This is a genomic window from Novosphingobium sp. (assembly GCF_040398825.1).
Taxonomy (GTDB): domain Bacteria; phylum Pseudomonadota; class Alphaproteobacteria; order Sphingomonadales; family Sphingomonadaceae; genus Novosphingobium.
Window position 1 is genome coordinate 22,282 of record NZ_JBBATI010000039.1, and the last position, 13,548, is coordinate 35,829.

16 protein-coding genes are annotated in these 13,548 nt (G+C 65.1%); 5 read left to right on the top strand and 11 right to left on the bottom strand.

The genetic code is table 11. The features are described 5' to 3' along the window. Positions 1-57: 57 nt before the first annotated feature. The 9 genes from ABWP89_RS15930 to ABWP89_RS15970 form a co-directional block, all read right to left on the bottom strand. Positions 58-918, bottom strand: coding sequence for an SH3 domain-containing protein (locus tag ABWP89_RS15930; protein ID WP_353230520.1), 861 nt, complete (start codon positions 916-918; stop codon positions 58-60). A gap of 68 nt (positions 919-986) precedes the next feature. Further along, positions 987-1,130 carry a hypothetical protein gene (locus tag ABWP89_RS15935; RefSeq protein WP_353230521.1) on the bottom strand — a complete coding sequence of 48 codons (144 nt, stop codon included), beginning with the start codon at positions 1,128-1,130 and terminating at the stop codon, positions 987-989. 149 nt (positions 1,131-1,279) lie between these two features. After that, complete coding sequence (locus tag ABWP89_RS15940) at positions 1,280-2,023, bottom strand: DUF6920 family protein (protein ID WP_353230522.1); 744 nt, start codon at positions 2,021-2,023, stop codon at positions 1,280-1,282. A gap of 13 nt (positions 2,024-2,036) precedes the next feature. Then, entirely contained in the window at positions 2,037-2,381 is a 345-nt protein-coding gene (locus ABWP89_RS15945; protein WP_353230524.1) for a hypothetical protein, read from the bottom strand. Between the two features lie 13 nt (positions 2,382-2,394). Next, complete coding sequence (locus ABWP89_RS15950; RefSeq protein ID WP_353230525.1) at positions 2,395-3,489, bottom strand: Acg family FMN-binding oxidoreductase; 1,095 nt, start codon at positions 3,487-3,489, stop codon at positions 2,395-2,397. Next, positions 3,486-6,056 carry a cation-translocating P-type ATPase gene (locus ABWP89_RS15955; RefSeq protein WP_353230526.1) on the bottom strand — a complete coding sequence of 857 codons (2,571 nt, stop codon included), beginning with the start codon at positions 6,054-6,056 and terminating at the stop codon, positions 3,486-3,488. The genes ABWP89_RS15950 and ABWP89_RS15955 overlap by 4 nt, the downstream gene beginning before the upstream one ends. Then, positions 6,049-6,774 (bottom strand): cytochrome c3 family protein, encoded by a 726-nt coding sequence (locus ABWP89_RS15960; RefSeq protein WP_353230527.1) that lies wholly within the window; start codon positions 6,772-6,774, stop codon positions 6,049-6,051. The genes ABWP89_RS15955 and ABWP89_RS15960 overlap by 8 nt, the downstream gene beginning before the upstream one ends. Next, the gene (locus ABWP89_RS15965) at positions 6,771-7,502 is read right to left on the bottom strand and encodes a hypothetical protein (protein WP_353230529.1); all 732 of its coding nucleotides are present in this window, start codon (positions 7,500-7,502) and stop codon (positions 6,771-6,773) included. Before ABWP89_RS15965 ends, ABWP89_RS15960 begins: the two co-directional genes overlap by 4 nt. 293 nt (positions 7,503-7,795) lie before the next feature. Continuing rightward, positions 7,796-8,458, bottom strand: coding sequence for a PRC-barrel domain-containing protein (locus tag ABWP89_RS15970; protein ID WP_353230530.1), 663 nt, complete (start codon positions 8,456-8,458; stop codon positions 7,796-7,798). 234 nt (positions 8,459-8,692) lie between these two features. Between ABWP89_RS15970 and ABWP89_RS15975 the strand changes: the two genes are divergently transcribed. From ABWP89_RS15975 to ABWP89_RS15985, 3 genes are all read left to right on the top strand, one after another. After that, the gene (locus ABWP89_RS15975; RefSeq protein WP_353230531.1) at positions 8,693-9,775 is read left to right on the top strand and encodes an AI-2E family transporter; all 1,083 of its coding nucleotides are present in this window, start codon (positions 8,693-8,695) and stop codon (positions 9,773-9,775) included. Positions 9,776-9,872: 97 nt separating this feature from the next. Beyond that, complete coding sequence (locus tag ABWP89_RS15980) at positions 9,873-10,781, top strand: hypothetical protein (RefSeq protein WP_353230532.1); 909 nt, start codon at positions 9,873-9,875, stop codon at positions 10,779-10,781. Positions 10,782-10,789: 8 nt separating this feature from the next. After that, positions 10,790-11,203, top strand: coding sequence for a DUF6152 family protein (locus ABWP89_RS15985; RefSeq protein ID WP_353230533.1), 414 nt, complete (start codon positions 10,790-10,792; stop codon positions 11,201-11,203). A 28-nt stretch (positions 11,204-11,231) separates the two neighbouring features. Here ABWP89_RS15985 and ABWP89_RS15990 read toward each other — a convergent pair whose 3' ends face one another. Together ABWP89_RS15990 and ABWP89_RS15995 are read right to left on the bottom strand one after the other, a co-directional pair. Next, entirely contained in the window at positions 11,232-11,726 is a 495-nt protein-coding gene (locus ABWP89_RS15990; protein ID WP_353230534.1) for a DUF6644 family protein, read from the bottom strand. A 55-nt stretch (positions 11,727-11,781) separates the two neighbouring features. Then, positions 11,782-12,267: a DUF6644 family protein gene (locus ABWP89_RS15995; RefSeq protein WP_353230535.1), complete on the bottom strand. Its 486-nt coding sequence runs from the start codon at positions 12,265-12,267 to the stop codon at positions 11,782-11,784. A gap of 275 nt (positions 12,268-12,542) precedes the next feature. Between ABWP89_RS15995 and ABWP89_RS16000 the strand changes: the two genes are divergently transcribed. Together ABWP89_RS16000 and ABWP89_RS16005 are read left to right on the top strand one after the other, a co-directional pair. Beyond that, on the top strand, positions 12,543-12,725 hold the full coding sequence (locus tag ABWP89_RS16000; RefSeq protein ID WP_353230537.1) for a Flp family type IVb pilin: 183 nt from the start codon (positions 12,543-12,545) through the stop codon (positions 12,723-12,725). Between the two features lie 371 nt (positions 12,726-13,096). Then, positions 13,097-13,279 carry a Flp family type IVb pilin gene (locus ABWP89_RS16005; RefSeq protein ID WP_353230539.1) on the top strand — a complete coding sequence of 61 codons (183 nt, stop codon included), beginning with the start codon at positions 13,097-13,099 and terminating at the stop codon, positions 13,277-13,279. Positions 13,280-13,548 lie beyond the last annotated feature (269 nt).

Consider the following 13,548-nt stretch of genomic DNA (forward strand, 5'->3'; position numbering starts at 1 on the left):
GGTGCACGGCCGGTACCGGCACGCCATCCATGGCAGCGTGCGCGCCGGTCGTGGCCATCAATCCGATGGCCGCTGATTTTGGTTGGGGCGGCCTTGCTGGCCGGCCGGACGACCGCCGCGCTGCTGGCCAGGCGCCTGACCGTTGCCACGATTGCCATTGCCGGGGCCCACCTGGCGCCCCTGTGGCGCTGGCCGTTCCGGCGCGGATCGCTGTTGCGCGGCGCCGTTCTGGCGTTGCATTGCACCGGGTTGACGCTGTGGCGGGGCGACGCGGGGCGCCTGCGGCTGTGGCTGCGCCCTGTCGGGTCGCTGCGTCGGACGGTTTGGGCGCTGTCCGGCACCGGGCTGGCCCATGCCCGGCTGGTGTTGCTGCGGCGCTGCGCGGGGCGGCGTCACCTGGCGTGGGGGCATGGTTGGCCGCTGCCGGATCACACCACGCTGCGGGCCACGATCTGGCTGGCCATACTGCGGCCCAATCCCGGGCGCGCCGGGATATGGCCCCCACTGCGGGCGGTGGCCGGTGTTGTATTGCTGTTCATAGCGGGGCCGCTGGCTGTAAAAGCTGCGGCTGCGATAATGCCTGTCCCAATAGGACCCGAACACGAACGACAGCACGCCGATCCCCATCGTCGGCAGGATGCTCTGGCGGCGCCCCTGATAATTGACGACAATATCGTTGCCCGTGACCCAGCCCCGCGCGGCACGATTGCTGACATCGCACCAGCTCCAGTCACGCAGGCAGCCATAGACCGTGATACCGGCATTGCGGCGCACACGTTGCACGGCAGGATAATCGAAATCGGGGCCGGACAGCATGGTGGTGGTCCGCACGGCATAGCCGTGCATCGGCGCAGCCAGTGCGGGCGACAGCGGCAGAGCCACAGCCCACAGGGCCGCGACGAGGGCATATTTGCGCATGATATCGTCTCTTTATGATGGGGCCGTGCACGCGCGTCGGCGCGCGGACAAAGGCCGGAACGCGCGGGTTAGCCGTGCGGGGCATTCCGGTGATCGTGATCGCGCGGGCGATGATCCCCCCGGTCAGGGCGGCCATCGTGGCAGGCCGACACGCCAAGGCTGAGCGTGATCAGCGCGAACGCCAGCACCGATTGAATTGTGGAACGCCGCATTGGAAGGCTCCTTTGTGAATGCGCGCGCGGTGGCTCTGGTCCAAAGATCAAGGCACATGCCCCCGGGGGGCCTGGCGAGCTGTAGGGTTCACCGCAGTGAAACCACGCTATGCGGGCCTGGCCATTCGCGTGGCAGCGTCGGATTCTACTCACCCGGATGGGGCAGAGGCGTTCACCGGCAGGTTCGTCGCCCAACTGGCGAGGGTCCCCTGCCAATAGACCTCATCATGCCCATCGACCGTCCACGCGACTTCGCCGGCGAAGGGTATCCATCGCCCCAGATGGCGCCGATAGTCCCAATATCGGCCGCGCCACGGGGTGGGCAGGATCGGTTCGACCGCCGATCGCGGGCGATCGGGCGCGAAGGCCGTCGCAATGCGTCCCTCGCGGTCAAGCCCAAGCGCAATTTCGGCCCCCGCTGCGCCGTGTCCCGCGCCCACCATCAGCGTGTCGGGACCCGCCTCGCGCCAGCGCAAGTCCCGGTTGTTGAAAATGGCATCGGGTGCCCACGCGATTTCGGCAAGGTACCGCATCAATTCACCCCGCATGAGCGCCGCTGTGTGCGCGGTGCGGGCCAGCGGAATCACGCCCAGCGCCGTGACATCCAGCCGCCCGACGCCGTTATCAAGCGCATCGCAGACGCTGATCATCCCGAACGGCGTAAAGCGCGCGCGCCAGGCGAAATTGCAGGCACCGGTGGAAATGGTCTGCCGGGCGGTAAAGGCCATCCAGCGATCCTGCCCCAGCGCCCGTTTCATCCGGCCGGCCTGCGTCAGGGTGACCATGCCCGCGTCAGCAGAGCCGGCCGGTATGGCCTGTGCGCCGATCCGCGCGGCAAGATCGATGACCGCCCCCGGCAGATCGTTGCGCCGGGGCGGAAACGGACTGGACATGCTGAAACTCCTTTTATCGGGGCATGGTCGCCCAGCGCATGACTGCGAACAGGATGCCCCCGACAAACAGGGGGCCAAAAATCGGCTTGGTCCGTGCTGCCAGCCAGGCCGGCAGGCAGATATCAAAATTGGCAGCGCGATCCGCCGTGTAGCGCTGTGCCACTTTGCCAAGCGGGCAATGCCCATGATTGAGGCCAAGGATGGCCACCTCGACCAGCACCATGGCGATGGCCAGCGCCGCGCCCGCAAAATCGCCCTGCGCCGCAAATACCCAGATCGCCGCGATCATCGCCACGAAGAACACCCAGATGATCGTGTGCACCAATTTCAGCGCCCACAGCAGGAAACGGGGCGGCACGCCGGTCACCCGATCAGGCCACCATTACCGCCGCGACCGGGCGACGCGGCGACCACGGCATGGTCGGGCCATAGCCAAAGCGCATCACGATATCCGGCCGCCGGCCCGGCGCGCCGACCAGCGCGGCCAGTTCCGGGCGCAAACCGGGAACCTCTACCGGCTGGTTGATAAAGGCGTGTTTCAGACCGAGCGCGGTGGCCTGCAAGGCAAAGCGCTGGCAGGATTGCCCCACCGCGACCCAATGCTCCGGGTCCGCCGCTGCGCCCAGGAACACCGCGATCCCGGCAGACGAATCGATCTGGCGGGCATAGGCACGGTTTTGCGAAGCAGGGGTCGCCAGCCAGTCAAACGCCGGCGGTCCGATCCGGTCGGGCAGCGCCGGGCTGCCCGACGCGACACTATAGAGTCCATCGCCGGTCTGCAGTGCCCGTCGGGGGTTAAAGCGCAACCACGTTTTCAGCTCTCGCACAAAGGCCGCGTCGGCCATCTGCGCAGAATTGCCCGCCACCATCAGATCGCGCAAATGGCCGATCCGGATACGGTCGGTCAGCAGCACCAGATCAACCCCCGGGACCGCTGCCGCCCTGGCCAGCATATCAAGCTCTGCCGTGCCGACCGCGCGACCGTCATAGTCGGTGCGGGTCGATTGCCGTTTTGGAATGGCATCGAACAGCGGCGACCGGATCGCCTGCGCGCTGTCATGATCAAACCGCACCACGCCTTCGCCAGGATCAAACCGCAGGGCCCCGGGCTGACCGCGCGCAGCGGAGGCCAGCATCAGATTTTCGGCCGCGGCGCCCAGGCTGACGAAAACATGATGATCGTCAGGGTCGACCACCGGTGTCCGGCGTGAAAAATCGGGCAGGATATCGATGCGCTTGTTGCCCACGCGAAACCGCCACGGTTGCGTGTTGTGGCCATTGGGTGCGAGCGTGGCATAGCGCACCAGATCGACAGCCAGCGCCGGATCGGCCAGCGGCGCGCGCAGTGCGGCCATGCGTGTCGCATAGTCCGACGATGATCCCATCCCGTACAGCGTGAACAGCGTTGCCCCGCCACCGAGCACGGCAATCCCCCCTGCGCCGATCATCCATTGCCTGCGGTTCATGGCTGTTTCCTTGTCATGCGGGTTTGAACGGAATGCTTGGTCAGCCGCAGGCGTATTGCGGGGAGCCGGGCCAGCGCCTTGCCGGCTTCGAGCGCGAGCAGCAGCAGCACGCCAAGACCGGCCGCCAGCGCCATGTCGGGCCAGGCGATCGAGCCGAATTTCAGCAGCGTCTGTGCCCAGGGAACCAGCAGGATCAGCGCGGTAACCGCCGCGATGGCGGCGATGACGGCACGCAACGCGGTATTGTGGCGAAGCACCGCCGCGCCCAGCGACGGCCCGAACGAACGGTTGACCATGGTCAGCGCCAGAACTTGCGTGATCAGGGCAAAGAAGATCAGCGCGCGCAATTCCGCCTCTGCCATCCCGGCGCGGCTTTCGACCACGAACACCGTGGCCAGCATGGCAAATGCCAGCCCGCCCTGCAGCACGCTCCAGCCGATCATCGGCAGGGAAAACAGCGGCTCGGCCGGATCACGCGGGCGACGGGTCATGCTGTCGGCCTCTTCGCGCTCTGCCTCGAACACCAGGGCGCAGACCGGGTCGATCACCATTTCCAGCAGCGCGATGTGGATCGGGCCAAACAGGATCGGCATGTTCAGCAACAGCGGCAACAGCGCCAGCCCGGCGATCGGCACATGCACCGCAAAGATGAACGCCATCGCCTTGCGGATATTGTCATAGATCCGCCGCCCCAGCCGGACCGACTGCACGATCGAACCAAAATCATCGTCGAGCAGGACCATGGCAGAGGCTTCGCGGGCGACATCGGTGCCGCGTTTGCCCATGGCAATGCCGATATGCGCGGCCTTTAGCGAAGGTGCGTCGTTGACGCCGTCACCGGTCATCGCGACCACCTCGCCATCGGTCTTGAACGCCTGGACAATGCGCAGTTTCTGTTCGGGCATGATCCGGGCGAACACCGTCACGGTCTTCAGCCGCTCCGCCAGCGTAGCATCGTCCAGCGCTTCGAGATCGGCGCCGGTCATCACATCGCCACCGGCAATCCCCGCCTGCGTCGCGATCGACCGCGCGGTTGCGGCATAATCGCCGGTGATCATCACCACGCGGATGCCCGCGCCCAGGCATTGCGCCACCGCATCCGGCACACTGGCGCGCAACGGATCGGCCAGCCCGACCAGCCCGGTCAGCGCAAAGTGATAGTCGCGCTGCGATGCCGCCCACTGCTGATCACGCGGTGTGGCGGTGGCCACGGCCAGCACGCGAATGCCGCGCGATGCCATCATTTCGACCGCGGCGGTCATCCGTGCCAGCGCATCGGGCGCCAGGCGGCACAGCCCCGCAATCGCCTCTGGCGCGCCTTTGGCCGCCAGCGTCAGCGCGCCCTGATCATCCCACGCATTGGCCATCGCCAGCAATTCGGGCCGCAGGGCATAGGCGTGCACCAGCGTTGCCCCGGATTGACCAATGTCGGGCGCAGCTTGATGCAGCGCCACCTCCATCGGGTCGGTCGGATCGATCGCGCTGGCCAGCGCGGCAATCCTGGCCAGTTCTGCAAAACCACCGGCGATGGCGCCCGCACTGACGCCCTGCATGGTTTCGCCCGAGGGCAGCCACAGATCGGCCACCGACATGCGGTTTTCGGTCAGCGTGCCGGTCTTGTCGGTGCACAGCACGGTGGCCGAGCCCAGCGTTTCGATCGCCGCCGCGCGCCGGGTCAGCACGCCGACTTTGCCGATCCGCCATGACCCCATCGCCAGAAACACCGTCAGCACGACGGGGAATTCTTCGGGCAGCAGCGACATGCCGATGGCAATCCCGGCCAGCACCGCATCGATCCAGCTGCCGCGCAGGACCCCGAACAGCACCACCACCGTCAGCGCCACCACCGCGCCGCCGGTCGCGCACCACAGCACGATCCGGTTGACTTCGCCATGCAGGCGCGGCGCTTCGGTATCGAGCGTTGCCAGCGACTGACCGATCCGCCCGATTTCGCTGCGAGGCCCGGTCGCCGTGACCCGCGCAATCCCGGTACCACGCGCGACCAGCGACCCGGAATAGACTGTGGCCTGACCTTCGCCACCAGGGCGTTGTGCGCTGTCAGCGGCCTCGCCCATTTCTGCGACTTTGCCCACCGGCAGCGATTCGCCGGTCAACAGCGATTCATCGGTTTGCAGGTCGGCCGCCTCGATCAACAGCGCGTCGGCAGCGACGCGGCCGCCCGGTTCCAGCACGATCAGATCATCGCGCACCACATCGCGCCCGGCGATATGCGCCCGCACGCCATCACGAATGACCAGCGCGCGCGGTGCCGACAAATCCTGCAATGCCTCCAGCACATGTTCTGTGCGGCTTTCCTGAATCACCGTCACGAGGATCGAGAACAGCGCAAAGCTGAGCAGGATCAGCGCTTCGACCAGGTCGCCCAACAGCAGATAGGCCACCCCCCCGGCCAGCAGCAGCGCCAGCATCGGTTCGCGCAAAACCTCCAGCGCGATACGCCAGATCGATCGCTCACCGGCGTGCGGCAGTGCGTTTGGCCCATCCGCGGCCAGCCTTGCGCTGGCCTCTGCCGCGGTCAGACCATCCGGTTTCCGGGCATCAATCATCACCTCCGCCATGATTTTCGCCTCCTTCACCTTCGCCTGCGCCGCCGCGATGGCAGCGCGCACAATGGCCGGTATCGGCAATCCCCCGACGGGCGTGGCTGGCCTGGATTGCATCGGGCTGATGCTGATGACAGCCGAAACAGGTGTATTGGCTGGTATCGCCGCCGCTGTGGCAGGTGTTGCAGGCGGCCTTGTGCGGCCCGGTCAGCGCAAACAGCCGGGCGTGATCGAATGTCGCGCTCTTCCAGTCCCGTTGGGTGTGGCACTGCACGCAGTTGCTTCCCGCCCTGGCATGGAAGGCACCCGCCGGCGCACGATGACATTCCACGCACCTGTCACGCATTTCGGGGCGCAGCAGAGCGTGCGCAAACGGGTGCTGCAGACGTTTTACCAGCGCTGGGCCGCTATGGTCGCTGTGGCAGGCCATGCAATCGGGCTGCGCCAGCGACTGGTGAAAGGCAATCCGGCGCCGGGCGGGGCCGAGCAACACGCCCGTGGTGGTGCGCACGCCGATATCGGCCAGCTTGTGACAGGCAACGCAGCGCTGTGCCGATGCCCCCGCCAGCGGGGCGTGACAGGCAAAGCAGTTCCCGGCGATCTGCGCGTGCGCCGGGATCAGCGGCCCTGGCGCAACCATCAGCTGCGGCCATGCGAAGACCACGGCGATCAACCCGCACAAGTTGAGCGCAACCAGGATCAGACCCCAATGGCGCATCATGCCCAATTCCAGAACAGGAATGTCGCGATCACATGGGACAGCGCCAGCACGCCAAAGGCCAGCGTGATCGGCAAGTGGATCGCCCGCCATTGCCTGACCGCCGCATAGGCCAGGGTGTCCCAGAAACTGTGTTCATCGAACCGGTCCGGCGCAACACCCAGCGCGGCCAATGTGGCACGGTTCGCCTCAAGCCGCTTGCGCGCGCGGCCCAGCAGGTATTTCCCGGTCAATCCGCTGGCGAAATTGATCACCATTGCCAGGACCGCCAGCCACGCCAGGATGGCGTTGAAATGGATGCCGGCATGCACCAGCACCAGCATGGACCCGGCCCAGGCCAGCCGCTCGTGCAGGCGCAGCAATTTGATCGGGTTACCCACCGTGATCAGCTTGTGCTTGCGCAGCGAATAGCGGAACGAAAACAGGATCATCGCAACGCCAACGATACCAAGATAGCGTCCGATCCAGACCAACCCGGCCAGATGCAGGACCGCATCGACCGCCAGCGCCGTCACCCCCAGCATGGCCAGCGAGACATAAAAAGGAATGACCTCGCGGCTGATCAGGCTGCTGCGCAGTCTGGCAAACCAGCCAGGCACCACCACCGCCCGCACTCTGGCGCGCGCGCGGACAACCGCCACGGCCACCCCCAGCAGCACCTGCGCCAGCAGGGCGGCCGATATCCAGCCGAACAGCGCAGCAGTCTGCATTGGCAAGGACAGCGGGTTCACGTAAAATACCACGGCATCTCGCCAAACTCCTGCGCTGGCACGAACCGGCTTCAGCGGGTTACGGGCATTGCAACCGCGCACATTGATCGGCATCAATGGGTCCGCACCGATCGGACCCTGCGTTAACGAAGGCGCCGGTTGGGCCCGATGCCAACAGGCGAAGCCATCGCGACACCACACACATTGCGCTGCCTGGTCGCACTGCGGTTGACGGTGATATTGTCGGCTGCGCGGCCTGATCGTTGCCGCACCCCCGATCCCGCGTCCCAAAGGACGAAATTGCGCCGGGCCCGCTATTTTTTGACAAACCGGATACCGAAATAGGTTTCGAAGGATTCGTCAAAGGCCCCATCGACGGTCTGTTCCGGCGAAAAGCGCGCGCCGTCTTTTACAAATTGGCGCGTCACGTCCAGCGTCAGGACATGATGCATATAATCGATACCGGTGATAGCGTGGGTGGAGATCAGGATCTTTTCCCCGAACCACCAGTCCGATGTGTCAACGACCAGGTATTTGACCTGCCAGTCGGCCGAATCGATCAGAAAATCTTCGGCGTGGCCAACTGCGCCGTCGTCCGCTGCGACCGTCGCCTGGCTCATCACGGCAAGGCTGCGAAAATGCGGCCCGGCGTGGTCGGTCTGGCCGCCGGCCATGTCATCTTGCGTGAAATGCGCGCCGGTCTCGGCATCGCTGAGTTGGGCAAGGTCGCGACCCGGGCAATCCGCCAGTTCGGCCAAAGTCATGTCGAGTGAAAATGCCTGCGTTTCCGGGTCCGGATGTCCGAACGCCGACACCGGCACGAACAGCCGCCGACCCGCAAACCACGCCCCGGTTTCGACCACCAGCCACCTGATGGCCCAGCCCCGGTCCTCAAAGATGAAATCGCTGACGGTGCCCGATGTGCCATCGCTGGCAACGACCGTGTATCCACGGATTGACGATGCGCTCCACAGCATGACGGTATTCTCCTGGGCCAAAGCCGAAGCTGGCGCGGGCCCCGCGCAAGGGCTGTCGCGGCGCCGCGGCACCATTCCAATACGGGTGGGCGCAGGCGGCCTGCCAGCTTCGGAATGTACCCAAGCCCGCCAAAACCGTCCGATTGGTTTTGACTTTTGCGCAGCCATGGCCGGATAGCGGGGGTAGCGGCTGTCAGCATGAAATCCCGGCCCCCGCGCAAAGGGACCATTCCCATGCCGCAGCCAGACCCATCGCCGCGTTCCGGCAGTACCCAGAACCTGGGCGAATTTGCGCAGCGCGTGCTGGTGGTGGTGGTGATCGGCGCGGTGGCCATCGCGCTGTGGCGGCTGGCCGATCTGGTCTTGCTGTTTTTTGGTGTCGTGCTGTTTGCGATCGGCTTGCGGGCAGGGGCAACGTTCATTGCGGCCAGGACCAGGGTTGGGGTGTCGGTGGCGTTGGTGGTGGTGGTCATCGCGCTGATCGCGGCGTTCGCCGGCGCGATGTGGTTTTTTGGCTCGGTCGCCGCCCGCCAGATGAACGACGTGGCACTGCAGGCCCCCGCCGGACTGAAAGTGCTGATCGGCCGATTGCAGGAACACCCTTACGGTCGTTACGCGCTGGAACAGTTGCGCGGTGCCGGCGCGACCAACGGCGCGGGCTGGGCCGCGTCGCTGCTGTCCACCATCGGCCAGGGGCTGGCGCTGGGCGCCGGTTATGCCGTGGTGACCTTTTTCGCCAGCATCTATCTGGCGGCACAGCCGGAACTGTATCGCCGGATGGGCCTGAAATTGCTGCCACCATCCTGCCGGGATCGCGCCAACAGGGTGTTCGACCAAACCCGACTGATCCTGCGCAGCTGGCTGGCCGGACAGTTTGTGGTGATGCTGGTGATCGGCATCCTGTCGGGCATAGGGCTGTGGCTGCTGGGGATAGAGGCCGCCTTTGCGCTTGGGCTGGTGGGCGGCCTGCTGGCGTTCATCCCTTATGCCGGGCCGATTCTGGCGGCCATTCCGGCGGTGCTGGTGGCGCTGACGCAGGGGCCAAGCCAGGCCGGCATGGTCATCCTGATGTATTTTGGCGTCCATTTCATCGAAGGCAATTTTGTCACGCCGCTGGTGCAGGCAGAGGTCACCGCGCTGCCCCCGGTGCTGGCACTGCTGGCGACGATCGGCGTCACCATGCTGTTCGGCCCCGCTGCGGTGCTGCTTGCTGCGCCGCTCACACTGTTTGCCATGGTGGTGGTCAGGGTGCTGTGGGTGGAACAGGTTGTGGCGCCCGGCCCCCGCATGACGCGCGATTTTGCCAAACACCCTTGATGACCTTTGCGGCCACGGTGCAAAGCTGGCGATGGACGACCGCGCCGGCCATGCTATGCCTCAGGCAAATGCGTCAGGATCTTGCGAAGGGGACAAGGTGAACGTCCGTAACAACACGCCGCGCAGCCGCGATGGCGCCGTGACACTGACCCCCGGCGTCAGGGCCCTGCGCCGCATGCTGGGCGTGCTGGCACTCGTCGCCACCACGCCGGCCATGGCCGCGCCCGTCGATTCGGTGGTGCCACCGCCGACCGCCGCCGATTGGGCGGCCATCGCGACCTTGCCCGACTGGAGCGGGACCTGGTTGCCCGACATGCGCGATCAGGAGGCGCAGATCACCGCCAATCCGACGCCGTGGCAGCCCGCGATTCAAAAGCAGGTCGATTACTGGACGCATGAGGAAGACGCCGGGCGGCCGCGCGGGCTGCTGGTGAATTGCCTGCCGCATGGCATGCCCAGCCTGATGCTGATCACCCACAACGCACAGGAATTTCTGTTCACGCCGGGGCGCGTCACACTGCTGGGCGAATCCGATGGCAACCGCCTGCGCCGCATCTGGACCGACGGGCGCGCCATGCCGGCCGACCCCGATCCCAGTTTCCACGGCTATTCGGTGGGCCACTGGGAAGGCGATACGCTGGTGGTGGAAACGCGGGGCATTCTGCCGCAGGTGTTTCTGGCGGTTGGTGAGGCGGTCGGCATTCCCACCGGCGGCGACACCGTGATCCGCGAACGGCTGCACCTGATCACGCCTGACACCTTGGCCGACGATCTGGTGATCACCGCGCCGCATATCCTGACCCATCCGTGGGAAACCCGCCGCCTGTACCATCGCACGCGCAAGCGCAGCTTTGAAATTGTCGAAGGCGTGTGCCGCCAGGGCGATTTTGAACCGGCCACAGACAAATGGGGCAATCCGGTCTATATCCCCACCCGGCAACAGGATGGTAACGTCCTGCCGCCAGCAGACGCTTCATCCGCCAACCCGCCGGCCACCAACCCGTGAGAGCACGCATGTTCCGCAAGACCATTACCATGATCGCCCTGATCCCCGCGCTGTTCGCCGTGGGACCTGCGCGCGCGCACCACAGCTTTGCCATGTTCGATCCGGCCAAAGTGATCACGCTGCAGGGCACGGTAAAGGAATTTCGCTGGGTCAATCCGCACACGTCACTGTTCGTCAACGTGACGGGCCCGGCCGGGCAATCGGGCGTCTGGGCGATCGAGCTGACCAGCCCGGGCAACCTGACCCGGCTGGGCTGGAGCCGTCAGTCGCTGAAAGTGGGCGACCGCGTGGCGGTTGAGGTAAACCCCCTGCGCGATGGCCAGCATGGCGGCGGTTTTCGCAAGGTCACCCTGCTCGACAATGGCACGGTGCTGCAGGCCAGCCTGATCAATATCGAAAAGGCCGCCGCCGGCGGACATTGATCGTTTCGCACCCGCGCGGTGCGCCGGATCAGATCGTAAAACCGATCCAGCGGCCACAGGTGATGATGGTCAGCCACAACAGCAGCGAAATGCCGCCGGACAGGCGCTGGCCCAAGGTATTTGAGGATTTGGGCGCATCGGCGGCGTGCGCGCGCGGCTGCACCACGTAATGGAACAGCAGCACATTCAGCCCGGCCAGCACCAGCGCGACCATCTTGGCGCGAAAAAAGGTGTTGTCGAAATAGCCGTGCGGATTGGCAAAGATCATCGTGGTGCCGCTGATCGCCGCCAACGCAAACCCGCCCCAGGTCAGCGGCAGCAGCTGGCGGACCAGCGTATCGGCATCGCGGTGGCGTTGCGCCAGCCCGATCAGGCGCAGATCGACCAGCGCGATCGATCCGAACACCAGCGTCAGCGCCATGACATGCACAGCTTCGACCACGCCGAACAACCACGTGCTGTCGGTCAGCGTTTCGGCCAGCCAGGTGGTGGCCAGGCTGTTGGCAATATCTTCAAGCGACATCAGCGCATCCATCGGCAAAGTGTAGTGTCATAGCGATCAGCCAAGCAGGCCGCGATCACGAAAAGGCGCCGGGCCAGCCTTCGGCATAGGCGATCCAGCGGCCGGCAAAGATCACCCCCACCCACAACAGCAGCGATGCAATCGCCAGCGCGCGCGATGCCGCGGTCGGCACTGGCCCGGTGCGGCCCTGCGCCGCGGTAACGGCCAGCGCCGTCGCGATCAGCCCCAGCTTTACCCAGAACACCGTGCGGAACAAGGCGCGGCCTGGTTCGCTGACCACCAGCAGAATCCCGGTTGCCGCCAGCACCGCCACGGCGATCACGATCACGCGGGCCCAGGTGCGCACCACCGTCTGTTGCGGCAGATCGGTTTCAGCCAGGCCCAGCGCGCGCAGATTGATCAGCGTGGACGCAATCACCACCGCGGCAATCGCAACAATGTGCACAACCTGGATTTCCGGCACCAGCCACGATGGCCCCGTGACCGCCGCGTTCAGCGGCGAATGCGCCAACCATACCGCAAAATCGTGCAACGTCGTCATGCTGTCTCCATCCCGGGCCCGGTCTGCATACCGGTCACTTGCGCGGTGCTGCCAATGGATATCGATCATGGCCAGATTGCACAGGATCATCAACCCCGCGGCGGGAAAGGGCGATCGCCGCCAGGGCAACGCCATTTTGTGACGTGCGGGTCCCTCCGCCGGGCGAACCACAAATCACCGGCAAAGGTTTGCGGTTACCCCCTGTTTCACACTTGGCGCGTAAAACCTGCAGGGGGAAATCTTACGCGCACGCGGCGCATAGAAAGGGGCATGTCATGCAGTTGATCCATCGCATTTTGAAGGATGAGAGCGGCGCGACCGCAATCGAATATGGCCTGATGGCCGCGCTGATCAGCGTCGCCGCGATCACCGCCATGGGCGCGCTGGGCAATTCACTGTCCAACACCTTTACCTATGTTTCGGGCCAGATGACCAACGCACAAAGCGGCAAGCTGTAATCGCACGCAGACACGGCGTTGACCGAATCAGGGGGGGCGGGGAAACCTGCCCCCCTTTTTGTGTCCGTCGCACGACCATGTCTGGCCACCACGCGGTCGCGGTTGGGGCCGATAGTCATCATTGCCGGCCCGATTCGCCCGTGAGTCGATCGAATTGGCGCAGATCGCGCGAATCCTGCGCTGTCGTCCTGCTTTGAAACAGAAATGGACTGCCCAGGTGGCGATTGGGCCATGAACGCGCATTCCGGTGCCAAACACCAATGCAAAAATATGCTTTGGGCGGCCCGGCTTTAACCACTGCTTTACGCCCTCGCGCTAAACCCGGTCTTGCCACTCCGGGGACAACGAGCGGCATTAAAGGGGAATTTGACATGAAGCTGATCAACAAGATTCTGAAAGACGAAGCTGGCGCGACCGCAATTGAATACGGTCTGATCGCTGCTCTGATCGCCGTTGCTGCGATCACCGCGATGGGTGCCCTGGGCAACTCGCTGTCGAACACCTTCAACTACGTTTCGGGTCAGATGACCAACGCTCAGAGCGGCAAGCTCTAAGTCGTAAGTCGAAACGACAACGTTCGGGGGGGCAGGGAAACCTGCCCCCCTTTTCGTATGCGCGCGACTAATATCAGGTCGCGCTATACGCGACTCAGACCCCCCGCCCCGCCTCGCGTCACTTGTGCGACGAAAACGATGTTCCCGTCGGGGGCCGACCACCACAGCATGATGGTATCATTGGTGGTCGGGCTCGCGAGGCGGGGCGGGGGGTCTGACTGCACGTCAGTGCAGTCAGACCCCCTATTTCTGGCAGCGCGGGCAGAAAA

Coding starts and splice junctions, on each gene's coding strand:
- ABWP89_RS15930 (WP_353230520.1), bottom strand. CDS start 918: ATGCGCAAATATGCCCTCGTCGCGGCCCTGTGGGCTGTGGCTCTGCCG.
- ABWP89_RS15935 (WP_353230521.1), bottom strand. CDS start 1,130: ATGCGGCGTTCCACAATTCAATCGGTGCTGGCGTTCGCGCTGATCACG.
- ABWP89_RS15940 (WP_353230522.1), bottom strand. CDS start 2,023: ATGTCCAGTCCGTTTCCGCCCCGGCGCAACGATCTGCCGGGGGCGGTC.
- ABWP89_RS15950 (WP_353230525.1), bottom strand. CDS start 3,489: ATGAACCGCAGGCAATGGATGATCGGCGCAGGGGGGATTGCCGTGCTC.
- ABWP89_RS15955 (WP_353230526.1), bottom strand. CDS start 6,056: ATGATTGATGCCCGGAAACCGGATGGTCTGACCGCGGCAGAGGCCAGC.
- ABWP89_RS15960 (WP_353230527.1), bottom strand. CDS start 6,774: ATGATGCGCCATTGGGGTCTGATCCTGGTTGCGCTCAACTTGTGCGGG.
- ABWP89_RS15970 (WP_353230530.1), bottom strand. CDS start 8,458: ATGCTGTGGAGCGCATCGTCAATCCGTGGATACACGGTCGTTGCCAGC.
- ABWP89_RS15975 (WP_353230531.1), top strand. CDS start 8,693: ATGCCGCAGCCAGACCCATCGCCGCGTTCCGGCAGTACCCAGAACCTG.
- ABWP89_RS15985 (WP_353230533.1), top strand. CDS start 10,790: ATGTTCCGCAAGACCATTACCATGATCGCCCTGATCCCCGCGCTGTTC.
- ABWP89_RS15990 (WP_353230534.1), bottom strand. CDS start 11,726: ATGTCGCTTGAAGATATTGCCAACAGCCTGGCCACCACCTGGCTGGCC.
- ABWP89_RS15995 (WP_353230535.1), bottom strand. CDS start 12,267: ATGACGACGTTGCACGATTTTGCGGTATGGTTGGCGCATTCGCCGCTG.
- ABWP89_RS16000 (WP_353230537.1), top strand. CDS start 12,543: ATGCAGTTGATCCATCGCATTTTGAAGGATGAGAGCGGCGCGACCGCA.
- ABWP89_RS16005 (WP_353230539.1), top strand. CDS start 13,097: ATGAAGCTGATCAACAAGATTCTGAAAGACGAAGCTGGCGCGACCGCA.